The organism is Catellatospora bangladeshensis (assembly GCF_016862575.1).
Taxonomy (GTDB): Bacteria; Actinomycetota; Actinomycetes; order Mycobacteriales; family Micromonosporaceae; genus Catellatospora; species Catellatospora bangladeshensis.
Window position 1 is genome coordinate 129,065 of sequence record NZ_BONF01000011.1, and the last position, 13,022, is coordinate 142,086.

At 69.8% G+C, this 13,022-nt stretch carries 11 protein-coding genes and 1 tRNA gene; 5 read left to right on the forward strand and 7 right to left on the reverse strand.

Features of this window, described 5'->3' with window-relative positions; all coding sequences use genetic code 11:
- The first annotated feature begins 533 nt into the window (after window positions 1-533).
- Window positions 534-2,243, forward strand: coding sequence for a recombinase family protein (locus Cba03nite_RS11355; protein ID WP_203745000.1), 1,710 nt, complete (start codon window positions 534-536; stop codon window positions 2,241-2,243).
- Here the strand turns inward: Cba03nite_RS11355 and Cba03nite_RS11360 are convergent.
- Window positions 2,222-2,308: transfer RNA gene (locus Cba03nite_RS11360), tRNA-Leu, on the reverse strand. The two genes, Cba03nite_RS11355 and Cba03nite_RS11360, sit on opposite strands and share 22 nt — an antisense overlap.
- A gap of 135 nt (window positions 2,309-2,443) precedes the next feature.
- On the opposite strand from Cba03nite_RS11360, the gene Cba03nite_RS11365 reads away from it, so the two are divergent.
- Window positions 2,444-3,010: a P-loop nucleotide/nucleoside kinase family protein gene (locus tag Cba03nite_RS11365; protein ID WP_203745002.1), complete on the forward strand. Its 567-nt coding sequence runs from the start codon at window positions 2,444-2,446 to the stop codon at window positions 3,008-3,010.
- 142 nt (window positions 3,011-3,152) lie between these two features.
- On the opposite strand, the gene Cba03nite_RS11370 is transcribed toward Cba03nite_RS11365, so the two are convergent.
- The 3 genes from Cba03nite_RS11370 to Cba03nite_RS11380 all read right to left on the reverse strand — a co-directional run bounded on the left by Cba03nite_RS11370 (window position 3,153) and on the right by Cba03nite_RS11380 (window position 7,727).
- Window positions 3,153-6,119, reverse strand: a complete 2,967-nt coding sequence (locus Cba03nite_RS11370; protein WP_239125649.1) for a glycoside hydrolase family 2 TIM barrel-domain containing protein — start codon at window positions 6,117-6,119, stop codon at window positions 3,153-3,155.
- A gap of 45 nt (window positions 6,120-6,164) precedes the next feature.
- Complete coding sequence (locus Cba03nite_RS11375; protein WP_203745004.1) at window positions 6,165-6,554, reverse strand: hypothetical protein; 390 nt, start codon at window positions 6,552-6,554, stop codon at window positions 6,165-6,167.
- Between the two features lie 210 nt (window positions 6,555-6,764).
- The gene (locus Cba03nite_RS11380) at window positions 6,765-7,727 is read right to left on the reverse strand and encodes a hypothetical protein (RefSeq protein ID WP_203745006.1); all 963 of its coding nucleotides are present in this window, start codon (window positions 7,725-7,727) and stop codon (window positions 6,765-6,767) included.
- A 415-nt stretch (window positions 7,728-8,142) separates the two neighbouring features.
- Between Cba03nite_RS11380 and Cba03nite_RS11385 the strand changes: the two genes are divergently transcribed.
- The 3 genes from Cba03nite_RS11385 to Cba03nite_RS11395 all read left to right on the forward strand — a co-directional run bounded on the left by Cba03nite_RS11385 (window position 8,143) and on the right by Cba03nite_RS11395 (window position 10,151).
- On the forward strand, window positions 8,143-8,949 hold the full coding sequence (locus tag Cba03nite_RS11385; protein WP_203745008.1) for a hypothetical protein: 807 nt from the start codon (window positions 8,143-8,145) through the stop codon (window positions 8,947-8,949).
- Window positions 8,950-9,030: 81 nt separating this feature from the next.
- Entirely contained in the window at window positions 9,031-9,510 is a 480-nt protein-coding gene (locus Cba03nite_RS11390; RefSeq protein ID WP_203745010.1) for a hypothetical protein, read from the forward strand.
- A gap of 98 nt (window positions 9,511-9,608) precedes the next feature.
- A complete protein-coding gene (locus Cba03nite_RS11395) occupies window positions 9,609-10,151 on the forward strand; it encodes a GNAT family N-acetyltransferase (protein ID WP_203745012.1) in 543 nt (180 codons plus the stop codon).
- 141 nt (window positions 10,152-10,292) lie between these two features.
- Here Cba03nite_RS11395 and Cba03nite_RS11400 read toward each other — a convergent pair whose 3' ends face one another.
- The 3 genes from Cba03nite_RS11400 to Cba03nite_RS11410 all read right to left on the reverse strand — a co-directional run bounded on the left by Cba03nite_RS11400 (window position 10,293) and on the right by Cba03nite_RS11410 (window position 12,887).
- Window positions 10,293-11,780 (reverse strand): FG-GAP repeat domain-containing protein, encoded by a 1,488-nt coding sequence (locus tag Cba03nite_RS11400; RefSeq protein WP_203745014.1) that lies wholly within the window; start codon window positions 11,778-11,780, stop codon window positions 10,293-10,295.
- 124 nt (window positions 11,781-11,904) lie between these two features.
- A complete protein-coding gene (locus tag Cba03nite_RS11405) occupies window positions 11,905-12,351 on the reverse strand; it encodes a hypothetical protein (RefSeq protein WP_203745016.1) in 447 nt (148 codons plus the stop codon).
- Window positions 12,348-12,887, reverse strand: a complete 540-nt coding sequence (locus tag Cba03nite_RS11410) for a DUF1772 domain-containing protein (RefSeq protein WP_203745018.1) — start codon at window positions 12,885-12,887, stop codon at window positions 12,348-12,350. Before Cba03nite_RS11410 ends, Cba03nite_RS11405 begins: the two co-directional genes overlap by 4 nt.
- Window positions 12,888-13,022 lie beyond the last annotated feature (135 nt).

Genomic DNA, 13,022 nt, shown 5'->3' on the forward strand with positions numbered 1-13,022 from the left:
GCCTTATGGTTTGCGTTCAGCTCAGCAAGCTCACGGCCAGAGCGAGCACCAGCAGCCCGATCCCGGCGATCAGGAGGTCACCGGTCGGACGTAGCAGCGCACCCGGCTCACGCATTCGCGAGCCGGGTTACAACATCAAGGCCGCGTGACGCGGCACTAGACGCTAGACCGCAGTTGAGAAGGACACGCATTATCCCTTGCAGATAAGCCCATCGAGCGAAACCTCGATGGGCTTATCTGTGCCCATCAAACGACAATGGAAGGAGGTCCCCCAATGACCCTAGAACCCGGCGCGAGAGCGCCGTCATTTGCCATTGGGGAACAATGTCAAATAGCAAAACTGGACACACTGAATCATCCAACCGTAGATACAATGCAAATGACGTACAGACCGATTCCCCCACCCTGTCTGTGACCGTCCCCGACGATCCGCCAGTGTTCAATGAGGCTGCTACCAGGGCACTTCTGCGCATACTGGTCGGCGTGCGGGACAACCGGAGGCGGCGGGAAGACGATCGAACCAAGGAGTCAGAATGAACGCGAATCCGCTGTTCGGGAGCTCGCGCCACGCGCAATACTTTGCCTTCTACGGGCGGGTCTCCACCGAGGATAACCAAGACCCCGAGTCTTCGTACAACTGGCAGTATTCGCTCGCCGAGAACCTCGTCACTCCAGTCGGCGGCGAGATCGTCGCACGCTTCTTCGATGTCGGCGACAGCCGTTCAATCCCGTGGCAGCGTCGCCCCGAGGCCAGTCAACTCCTTGCGGCCCTCAGGAACCCTAACCGGGGTTTCGACAATGTGGTCATCGGAGAGCCCCATCGCGCGTTCTATGGCAACCAGTACGGACTCACCATCCCCGTCCTGGCCCACTTCGGCGTGAGACTCTGGGTACCCGAGGTCGGCGGCCCCATCGATCCGGACAACGAGGCCCACGATCTGGTCATGTCAGTCTTCGGCGGCATGAGCAAGGGCGAGCGAACCCGCGTGAAAGTACGGGTTCGCAGCGCCATGGCCACCCAAGCGCTGATGCAGGGCCGCTACCTCGGTGGCCGACCACCCTACGGATACAAGCTCAAGGACCTTGGTCCACATCCGAATCCGCAGAAGGCCGCTGACGGCAAACGCCTGCACGGTCTCACTCCTGACCCGCAGACCGCACCGGTCGTCCAGCGCATCTTCCGCGACTTCCTCAGCGGAAACGGGATCTTCGCCATCGCAGAGGCCCTGACCAGCGAGGGCATCCTCTCTCCCTCGGCCTACGACCAGGAGCGCAACCGTCATCGTGACGGACGCGCCTGGGCAAAGAGCGCCGTCCGCGTGATCCTCACCAACCCGCGCTACACCGGCAGGCAGGTATGGAACAAACAACGCACCGATGAGGTACTTGTAGACGTGGATGATGTGGCACTGGGGCACATGCCGGTCATGCGGTGGAACCCGCGCGACAAGTGGATCATCTCGCAGGAGGTCGTACACGAGCCTCTCGTCAGCGACGAGGTCTTCAACGCCGCTCGCGAACTGCTCGGGTCACGGGCGCACAAGCCCGCCGCCCACAAGCCACACCGCACGCGGCATCCGTACATCTTCAAGAGCCTCATCTACTGCTCGGTGTGCCAGCGCCGCATGCAGGGCCAGCACTCCCACGACGTCGCCTACTACCGATGCCGCTACCCCTCCGACTACGCCCTGGCCAACCGTATCGACCACCCCAAGAACGTGATCATGCGCGAAGACCAGGTCATCGGCCCCATCGACCGCTGGATCACCTCCGCCTTCGACCCCACACGCCGCGATCAGACGATCGAGCTGTTGGCTCGCCAGCTCAGCGCCCAGGTCCGACCGGCGATTCCAAGGCAACGGACCGATGGTGACATCGCCGCCGAGTTCGACAAGAAGATCGCCCGCTACAGGCAGGCTCTCGACGAGGGAGCCAGCCCGGCGGTCGTGGCGGGCTGGATCGCAGAGGCCGAACAGCAGCGCGATAAGGCGCTGGCAAGCCGTCCCGCTGCCCGCGAGTCCGACGCCATCGACTCGATGACCGCCGAGGACATCGCCTCGCTAGTCGCCGAGCTGGGCGACATCGCTGTGGCGCTGAAGGAGGCCGAACCCGAGGACAAGCTCGACCTGTACCGGAGCCTGCGCCTGAAGCTGACGTACTCCGCAGAAACACAAACGGTGTTCGCCAAGATCGATCTTGGCGAACACCGTTGGGATTTGGTTGGTGTCCGAGGGGGGACTTGAACCCCCACGCCCTATACGGGCACTAGCACCTCAAGCTAGCGCGTCTGCCATTCCGCCACCCGGACCGGTGGTGTCCGACCTCCGCCACACCCCCGAAGACACATCCTCGCTGGTGTCCGGCGTCAGCCGCACGAGCCACAACGATACACGGTCCCCCTTGATCACGCACATCGGGTTACCGGTGTCGGTAGTCTCCGAGCGTGAAGGCACCAGTATGGGTGGTCGCCGGCCCTCCCGGCGCCGGCAAGTCGACCGTGAGCAGGCTCCTCCTCCAGGCCCTGGACCCGGTCCCGGCCCTGCTCGACAAGGACGTTCTCTACGGCGGTTTCGTCGCCGCCACCCTCGCCGCCGCCGACCGCCCCCACGGCGAGCGCGAAGGCCCCTGGTACGACGAGCACATCAAGATCCACGAGTACGCCGGCATGACCGCCGCGGCCCGCCAGATCCGCTCGTTCGGCTGCCCCGTCCTCCTGGACGCCCCGTTCACCGGCCAGATCCACGACCAGGCTCGCTGGGCAGCCTGGGTCCATGAACTCGGCGGCGACCCGGTCCACCTGATCTGGGTACGCACCGACCCGCAGACCCTGCGCACCCGCCTGACCGCCCGCGCCCTCCCCCGCGACGGCCAGAAGCTGGCGAACTTCGACGCCTTCACCGAGTCGATCCGCGCCGGTGTCGAACCCCCTGTCCCGCACCTCCCCATCGACAACCGCACCGGCGCGACCTCCCTGGAACTCCAGGTCAAGCTCCTCCTCCCCCGCCACTGACACCGCGACCCCCGCCGGCCCGCACCTCGCCTGATCGATCTTGCGCGAACTGTTGCCCATTCGCCCGCCTTGGGCGTGTCGTCCCCACAGTTCACGCAAGATCGGCGACGGGTGGCGGGCCCCGCCGGCCGCCGCGGGCTGGTCAGTGCAGTGGGGTGAACCGGAGTGCGAAGGTGTGGTCGCCAGCGTGGAGTTCGTGTTGAGGCAGGACCCCGGGGCCGCAGGAGTTGCTGCCGATGCCGTGCTGGGCGAGGTCGACGTTGAGCCAGATGTGCTCGCTCGGGATCAGGTCGGTCTGGTGGCGGGCGGCATCGAGCTGCTCTGACGTCCAGCGGCGTGCCGTGAGCTGGAACACCGGGTCACCCTCGATGCGCAGCCCGCGCCCGGACGCGTCGGTCAGCTCGGCCCAGCGCACGTCGAGGCGAGACCCGTTCTCCTGCGGGAACACGTACTGCGTCTGCATGGCGTCGACCGTGCTGCGGTAGCGCCCGACCCGGGCGGCGAGCCGCGTGTCCGGGTACGCCTCACCGGGCCCGAGCCCGAACCACTCGACTCGGTCGTACCCGCCGGGCAGGGCCAGTCGCAGCCCGAGCCGGGGCAGTGGCACGTTCCACACCCCGTCGGCGCTGACCGCGAGGTCCAGCCGCAGCACCCCGCCGGCCTCACTCCACCGGTAGGTGACGTGCAGCCCGAAATCGACCGCGGCCGGCGCTACCCGCGTCTGCACCGTCAGCGCCCGCTCGTCCCGCTCCACGGACACGGTGCGCTCGTGCACCCGGTGCAGCCCGGCCCACCGCCACTTCGCCGCGAGCGCGTGCGCGTCGTTGTCGGTCGGCGCCCGCCACAGGTCCACCCGTGGCGCGACGAGCCCGATCCCCGCGAACTCGACCAGCCTCCCCCGCTCGTCGAACCGCGCCTGCCGAGCCGCCGCCCAGCCCTCTGCCGTCCCCTCACCTGGCCCTGTCGTGTCGACCGGCAAGCCTTCGATCACGCCCTGCACTAGAGCGGGCGCATCTGCCGTGCCCCTGGCACCCACCGGCTGTCCTGCCGCCGAAGCTGAGCCGCCACCGGGCACGCCCGCGGGCCACTGCCCCCAGGCGACCTCATGACCCGCAGAAGCCCAGGCGGTGTCGGCAGCCAGCACAGCCCGCACCGTCCACCACGCCTCACCGGGCAGGACCGGAAGGTCGAGCGCGGGCAGCGCGACGGACTCGCTCTTGCCGGCCGCGAGCCCCGGGCACGGCAGCTCCCCGCCCGCCTGCTCGACCCCCTCGACCTCATACGCCCACCGCAGCACCAGCTCGCTTAGCTCGGCGAAGTCGTACCGGTTCTCGACGGTGAAGGCGCCCGACCCGGCATCACGAAGACGGATGGGCTCGATGACCTTCTTGTATTCGAGCAGCCCCGGCGAGGGAGTCCGATCGGGGAAGACGAGCCCGTCGCAGATGAAGTTGCCGTCGTGCAACTCCTCCCCGAAGTCCCCGCCGTACGCGTAGAACTCGCGCCCGTCGGCGGTCCGGCTGCGGATACCGTGGTCGATCCACTCCCAGATGAACCCACCCTGCAGCCGCTCGTACCGCTCGAACAGCGCCTGGTACTCCGCCAGACCGCCCGGCCCGTTGCCCATGGCGTGCCCGTACTCGCACTGGATGAACGGCATCGCCCGCCGCCGCGCGTCGAGCGCCGGATCGTCGAGCGCCTCCTCCTCGCCCCGCCCGATGGCCTCGACCTCGGCGTGGGAGGCGTACATCCGGCTGTACACGTCGGTGTACCGGCAGCTGCGGTCCCCTTCGTAGTGCAGCGGCCGCGAGGAGTCCAGGGCCCGGATCGCCGCCGCCATGTGCCCGAGGTTCTCCCCGACCCCCGCCTCGTTCCCCAGCGACCACATGATCACCGACGGGTGGTTGCGGTCCCGCGCGACCATCCGCTCGGCCCGCCCGACCAGCGCCTCCCGCCACGCCGGATCACCGGTCGGATTCCGCCGCCACCCGTTCTCCTGAAACCCGTGCGTCTCCAGGTCACACTCGTCGATCACCCAGAACCCCAGCTCGTCGCACAGCTCCAGGAACCGGGGATGCGGCGGGTAGTGGCTGGTCCGCACCGCGTTGATGTTGTGCTGCTTCATCAGCACCAGATCGGCCCGCATCAGCTCCTCGCCGACCACCCGCCCGTGATCGGGATCGAACTCGTGCCGGTTCACCCCCCGGAACAGCACCGCCCGCCCGTTGACCTTGATCAGCCCGTCCTCGATAGCCACGCTCCGGAACCCGACCGCCACCACGGCCCGCTCCGCGCCCGTGGCCACCTCGACCCGATACAGCCGCGGCGTCTCCGCGGTCCACGGCGCCACCTCAAACTCATAGAACCCATCAGCGGGTACGCGCTCCAGTCCCAGCTCGGCACACGTGAGCACCGCACCGGCGGCCGTGTCCACCCGCAGCCTGCCCAGCCCGGTCCGGTGGTCGTACCCGGCCTCGACCCGCACGTCGCCCAGCCCGCCCACCGGACGGGCGAGCAGCGTGACGTCCCGGAAGATCCCCGGCAGCCACCACATGTCCTGGTCCTCGACGTACGTCCCGGCCGACCACTGGTGCACCCGCACCGCGAGCACGTTGTGGCCCTCCCGCAGCAGCTGCCCGACGGCGTACTCGCTGGGCAGCCGGCTACCGGCGGTGACCCCCAGCTCGACGCCGTTGAGCCAGATCCGCCCGCACGAGTCGACCCCGTCGAACCGCAGCACCGCGTCCCCGCCCGGCCAGCCCTCGGGCAGGTCGAACACGAGCCGATGATCGCCCGTGGGGTTCTCGGTCGGCACGTACGGCGGATCCACCGGGATCGGATACCGCACGTTCGTGTAGATCGGGTTGCCCCAGGCGTCGTCGCGCCGGGCGAGCGGCCAGTGCGACGGCACCGCGATCTCGTCCCAGCCGCTGTCGTCATACCCGTCCTCGGCGAAGTCCTCGGGCAGGTCCGCGACGGGCGACAACCGGAACCGCCAGGTGCCGTTGAGACAGAGCCGGGCCGCGTCGGTGGCCAGGTGGGCGCGCGGGGCGAGTGCCCCATGCCCGGTCGTGGAGAGCAGGTATCGCACCGCGACAGATTCCAACACGATTCACCAGATGTCAACGAGCAACGCGCACTCCACGAAGCCGCGCTATGCCCTCTCCAGGAGCACGTCGACGAGCGCAGCCTCGACGACGGCGTCACCGAGAACAGTGAGTGCGTACATACCTGGTTCCAGCGGGACGGTCGCGCTGTCGGCTCCCTCGACGTCGCTCACCACCAGTACGCCGCTGGGGATCTGGATACTGCAGCCGCCGAGTTCAACGGGCTGGAGCGAGCCCCGATCCGTGCCCTCTGCCCAGATCCGGACGACAGTTTCTCCGGTCTGCGCGTGCCGCACCTTCACCACGGCCGCATCGGCACCGGGCAGGACAAGCTGGGCAGGCAGCCCAGGGCCCGGCACCTTACGGTCCGAGTCGCGGTCGGCGAGAACCAGCAGGCCCCAGCCGAACTCCGCACGCAGCAGCCCGAGCGCATCCATTTCGCGTCCCCCACCGGCCGGCCCGCCCTGCCGCCATGACCGGGCGATCGGCCGAGGGTAACCCGGGGCGCCGTGCACAGCCGCCCCGCCGCCGAACCGGTCCGTCCGCTCCGCGAGCACGCTCCCGCCTGCCGCCGGAGCGTGCCGTCCCGGTCCGGGCAGCGCAGCGGCGCCGACCACCCCCGTCGGCGCCGCTGCTTGGGGTAAAGCTCACTGGGCACGGTCCCTCAACGCCCGCTGCACGGCCCGCGCATCCTCGTCGGCCGCGAGCAGCCGCATCGCCTCCGTCCCCGCGTAGACCTCGCTGCCCGCGTACGCCCGCTGTTCCAGCCCGAGCGCCGCCTCGGCCGCCGCCAGCCGGTCGTCGACCGACAGCCGTCGCCTGCCGGTCAGGAACTGGGTCTCCCCGTCGGTGTTGACCTGCGCCGCCGCGATCATGCCGACCCCCGGCAGGTACGAGTGCCGCACCGGCGGCGCCAGCAGCGGGCTGAACTCCTCCACGACCAGCACCCCGTCGTAGCAGATCGACGGCGCACACACTTCCCGCGCCGACCTGTCCACCACGAAGCCGCAGCGCAGCAGCCCGATCCCGGGCGCCTCGGCCCGCAGGTAGGGCCGCTCGTCCTCCTCCGGGTCACCCGGCACGACGACCCCGGCCCGCGCCCCGGCCACTCCCGCGATCCACGCCTCCGGCGAACCCGTGACCGCACCGTCCGTGAGCAGCTCCGGATACGCCCCGACCTGCCACACGCCGCGGTCGTCGTCCTGGGCCTGGAACACCAGCGCCGACTCGGTCGCCACGCCTTCGGCGAGCCTGCGCTGCCACAGCACCCGCGCCCACACCCCGTCGATCCGCTTGACCAGGTCGGTGGCGGTCAGCACGACGGTACGCGGCAGCGCCTGCCCGCCGTCGTTCGCGTACACCTGCCAGGTCAGCTCCGTCCCGGCTGGCAGCGGCTGGTAGCGGCTGTCCAGGTCGGTCGAGTCCTCGAACCGCCCCGGCCGGAACTCGGCCGGCGGCGGGCACGGCTCGTCGTCGCGCACCACGGTCGCCGCCGGACCCTCGACGGGATCGGCCGACGCGGCCGCGGGCACGGCGAGCATCGCGGCCAGGACGGCGGCCGCTGCGCCGAAGGAGACGATGTGGCGGGACGTAAGCGCCGGTCCGGACATGATCCAGCCTCCTGAACCGTGACACCCGTGGGGGCTTTCGGGGGTATATCGGCACATTAGGCCGGTCGACGACGGCCCGGCCAGCGGTCGTCACCCGTAGGACGCACCACCGTCAGCCGTACGCGCGACCCCGCCGCACGGTTGACGTTGACGCAGCGTCAACCCATACCGTGGCAGGCGCCGTACGAGGAGACCGGGAGGCCGTTCGTGGAGTGATCGATCCAGGACGTCGCCCGCGCAGGGCGGAACCGCCACACACACTCGACCACCGGCCCATCGAGGGGTCGGATCGAGGACAACCGAACCCCAGAGCGTGCCGGCCCGGCTACAGTCCGGATCGGCTTCCCGGCTTCGGCCGATCTCAGGCGCTCTGGTGTGGAGAGCGCCTACCCGTCTTGGTGAAGGTAGGACACCCGTGGTCGAGCAGACGCGCCCCACGCCGGGCTCGCGCAGCAACGCCCTCTCCGCGATCGCCACCGCCGTCAGCACGGTCGTCGCACTGCTGGAATTCCTCACCGACCTCGGCGCCCTCGCCGTCGTCCTGCTCGGCGCGACCGCACTCGCCTTCGCCATCTGGGGCCTGGCCCGCACCTGGATCAACCGGCAGGCCGTCCCCGCCGCCTTCCTCGTGCTCGGCGTCATCGCCGCCTCCGCCGCCGTCGGCGCGGCCGGCGACCGCCTGCTGCGCCCCGAGCCGGCCGTGACGACCGCCGGTCCCAGCGCCGGGCCGTCGGCAACGACGCTGTCACCTGCAGCGGACCCGAGCCCGACCGGCCTGCCGTCGGCGAGCGCTCCGGCATCGCCCTCCACCACGGCCTCGCCTCAGGCCACCGGCGCGCCGGGGGAACCCGCCGTCAAGCGTGCCGCCCAGGGCATCACCCTGCCCACCTACTACTCCCTCGACCTCGACGCGGACACGCCCAACTGGAGCGTGGTCCGCGGCTCGGTCGACGGCTGGGACATCCGCGCCGCCGTGGGCGTCGGCCCCTACGGCATCGCCTCGTTCCGCGACCTCACCTACGTCAGCGGGGAGCCGACGCACGACACCTGCGTGACCGCAACCGCCCTGCAGCGCGGCATCGAGCAGGAGAAGACCCGCTCCGGCACCGCGTTCTGCGTGAAGACCGACCAGGGCCGGTGGGCATGGGTGAAGATCACCTCAGTGAACGCCAAGTCCGGTGACGTCAAGCTCGACCTTCACGTCTGGGAGGCGGCCGCCTAGCGCGCCGCAAGCGGCTTGACCCTCACCCGACGGGAGGCACCAACCTTGCCCGGGAAACACACCCGAGCAAGGAGAAGTCCCATGACCGAGTCGACACCCCGCCCCGCCCCAGGCATCGACCGCGACATCTACCCGATGCCCGCGTTCGTGAAGTTCGAGGCGGCCGACCTGCACGCCACCACCCGCTGGTATGAGGCGGCCGGGTTCGTCGTGCTGGCCGCGATGCCCGGCCCGGACGGCGCGACCGTGCTCGTCCACCTGCGGCGCCGGCGATACCAGGACATCCTCGTGGTCCCCGCACGCGGGACGGCGACCGGCGGGCTGCGGGTGGTCATGGCCGCTGGTGGCGACGACCTGGCGCAGCGCGCGGCGGACCTGGCCGCGGCACAGGGTGGCACGGTCGAAGGCCCCGCGCCGACACCGTGGCGCAGCACCGATCTCACCCTGACCGACCCGGACGGCAATGTCGTCATCCTCACCGAGCCGCGCATGGCCGAGATCGAGACCGATGCCGCCTGGTCGGACATGGTGCGCGGCAGCATCGGCCGACCCGTCTCCTGACCGACGCCCGTCGAAGCCCCTTCCGGCGCACCGTCCGGGCAGCCGGTGACCGGTCTTATCGGTTTGCCGCCGGCAGGCCGGTCGGATAGGAATCTTGCATGCTTAGGGGCAGAAAGGTCGGGCTGAGGGCCCGGCACGAGGACGACATCCCGATCCTGCGGACCGAGCTGTACAACGACGTGGTCGGCTCCGCGCGCGCCGACAGCAGGCCGTGGCGGCCGCTCCCGCCCGGGTCGAAGGACCCGCGCCTCATGGGGGACGACACGGACCCGGCGAACGTCCCCTTCTCCGTGGTGGAGCTGGAGGGCGGCACACTCGTCGGGATCGCGGCGCTGTGGGGCATCGACACGCACCACCGGTCCGCGCACATCGGGATGGGGCTGCGGCCGTCCGCGCGAGGCAAGGGCTACGGCACCGATGTGGTCGCAGTGCTGTGCCACTACGCCTTCGTCGTCCGCAGCCTGCACCGGCTACAGATCGAGACCCTGGCGGACAACACCGCGATGCTGCGCTCGGCCGAGCGCAACGGCTTCGTCCGCGAGGGCGTGCTGCGCTCCTCGGCCTGGGTGATGGGCGAGTTCCTCGACGACGTGGTGCTGGGACTCCTCATCGAGGAGTGGAAGCGCGGCTCCATCGCGTAAGCCGCTGCTCGAAGGCGTCGCGGCCCGGCTGCGGCGCACGGCCGGGCAGCACTGGCCCGCCCGCGCGGAAACCAGCGCCGACGGCTCGCGCGTCGTGGCACGATCCGCGAGCCGTCGGCGTCCTGGTGCTTCAGCACGCGGCTAGAGCGCCATCAGCTTGAATCCGTTGGCGGAGCCGAGAACCCTGGCCGACCAGAAGCCGCCGTCACCCTTGCCCGGATACCAGGCGAAGGTGCCGTCGGTGTACACGGCGAGCAGGTCCGCCTTGCTGTCGCCGTCGAGGTCGCCGAGCGACATGTGGCTGAACCCGGCCGGGCCGATGATGCGGGCCGACCAGAAGGTGCCGTCGCCCTTACCCGGGTACCACGCGAGCGTGTAGTCGTTGTACAGCGCCAGCATGTCCGGGATCGAGTCGCCGTCGAGGTCGGCCAGCGCCATGGTGCGGAAGTTGGCCGTGCTCAGGACGCGCGACGACCAGAAGCCGCCGTCGCCCTTGCCCGGATACCACACGAGCGTGTAGTCGTCGAGCACCGCGAGCAGGTCGACCTTGCCGTCGCGGTCGAGGTCGGCCAGCGCCATGCTGCGGAAGTTCGCCGTGCTCAGGACACGTGCCGACCAGAAGCCGCCGTCGCCCTTGCCGGGATACCAGGCGAGGGTGTTGTCCTCGTACACCGCCAGCATGTCCTTCTTGCCGTCGTTGTTGAGGTCCGCCTTGGCCATCAGGCGGAAGTTGGCGTTGCTCAGGGTGCGGGCCGACCAGAAGCCGCCGTCGCCCTTGCCCGGGTACCAGACCAGGGTGGTGTCGGTGTAGACGGCCAGCAGGTCTGCCTTGCCGTCGCTGTTGAGGTCGTTACGGGAGCCGGGCCACGTGCCGCCGCCACCGCCGCCGCCTCCACCGCCGCCGCTGCTGCCGGTGGAGGTCGTGGCATTGATGTACGCGGTGATGCACCGCTCGTCCCCGCCGTCGTCCCCGCAGGCCTTCACCATGTACGGGTACGTGGTCGACGGCTTCAGCCCGGTGTCGGTGTAGCTTCCGGTGCCGACGACCGCCAGCAGCGAGCCGTTGCGCAGAATCCGGTAGTAGAGCCCGGTGGAGGTGTCCCAGGCCAGCGAGACCGAGGTCGGCGTCACGGCGGCGACCCGCAGGTTGCGGGGAGCGACGATCGGCGCCGGACTCGGTGAGGGCGTGTAACAGTTGATCGAGTCGATCACGATGCGCTGATAATCGTGGAACCTGTGCCACAGGCCCACGGTGTCCCACGTCAGGTCGTGGGTGAACGGCTCGACCAAGTCCTCGCCCCATAGGCGGTAGGTGAACTTGCGCCCCTTGGTGACGCAGCCCGCTTCGGCCCGGTAGGCGTCCTGGTCGTATCCGACCCCGCCGTTGCCCGCGACGGTGGTCACGGTGCCCTTGCAACCTGTCGGCCACGTGTTGGACCGCACGGGCGTGTCGTCGGCGTCGTTACACCAGCCATTCACGACATTGATGGAGCGCGCCGAGACGTTGTCGAGATTGCACCATGGATCGAAGTACAGACAGGTACCCGCGGACGCCGGTGCAGCGGTCGCGAAGACCGATGCGGTGACGGCGACGGCGAGCACGGCCAGACGTGCCAGGACAGCTCTCATCCAGTCCCCCGTTTGATGGTGGTCGATGTTGCCAAGACCCTGGCACGGGATCCGATCGGAGTTCAACGTCTTCGGCCGGAGCCGAAAGTCCTCGCCCTCCGGCGGATCCCGTCCCGTCCGGCTGTCAGCGGCGCTGCGGCACGACCCGGCACAGCAGCGCCGCGAACGCGCCGGTCACGGCACCGACGACGACCCCGGTGACGAGACTCGACATCACGGCGGCGGTACGCATCACCACCTCCTGTACAGCCGGGTCGACGTCGGCGAGTTTTCCGCCGAGCCGTGGACCGGCGCCGTCGAACGAGGCCGACCACAGCAGCTGATGCCCGGCGGAGAGGAACACGCCGTAGATCGCGCCGACGACCACCATGGTCAGGAACGGCCGCGGCGGGCGCCGCCACAGCACCGCCCCGATCCAGCACGCCAGCGGCACGAACACCAGCAGCGCGTTGACGAACGTGCCCTCCTGCACAAGGTCGAGGTCGTGCAGCACGACCCTCGGCGCCGCGAGCGCGGCCAGCCCGACGAGCACCGGCCAGCTGAACCCCAGCGCACGCGATCCGGCGCTCATCGACCCGCCTCCGCCTGGACCCCGGCCGACGCCGCCGGCGATGCAGCCGACGTACGCGCCCAGCGGATCAGCGTCGTGAACGCCAGGACCGCGGTGACCGCACCGCCGGCGACCCGCACCCAGTGCCCGGCGACGAACTCGGCGGCGACCTGCCGCAGGTACTCGGCGCTGTGCGTGCCGACTGGGTCCACGAACATGATCTCGTTGCGGGGCCAGAAGAACACCGCCGAGAACACGAACTCGCACAGCAGGAACGTCACCGCCGCGCCCGCCGTCCACCAGCGCAGTCGCCGGTTGCGCCAGGTCAGCAGCACTGTCACGACGCTGCTGAGGACCACGCTCGCGCCCAGCGGCGGGAAGTAGTCGCTCGGCCCGCCCGCGATGATGAACTCGCGCGCCCGTACCAGCGACTCGGGCGGGTCGACGAAGATGTTCGGATAGAGCATCACCGTCTCGGCGGCGACACCGCCGAACGACAGCATCGACGTCCACACCAGGACGATGAGCGCGATCCAGGTCAGCCTGTACTTCAGCATGCGGGTTCCTTCCGGGGTCCGCCGTGCCGTCCGGGCACGTCGGTCGAGGTCGCCGAGAACTTTAGGCCGCCTCACCTGCCCCGTCTGCCGCCTGCGAGCGCGACCTGAGGTCTCTTCCGGGCGTACCCGACGACC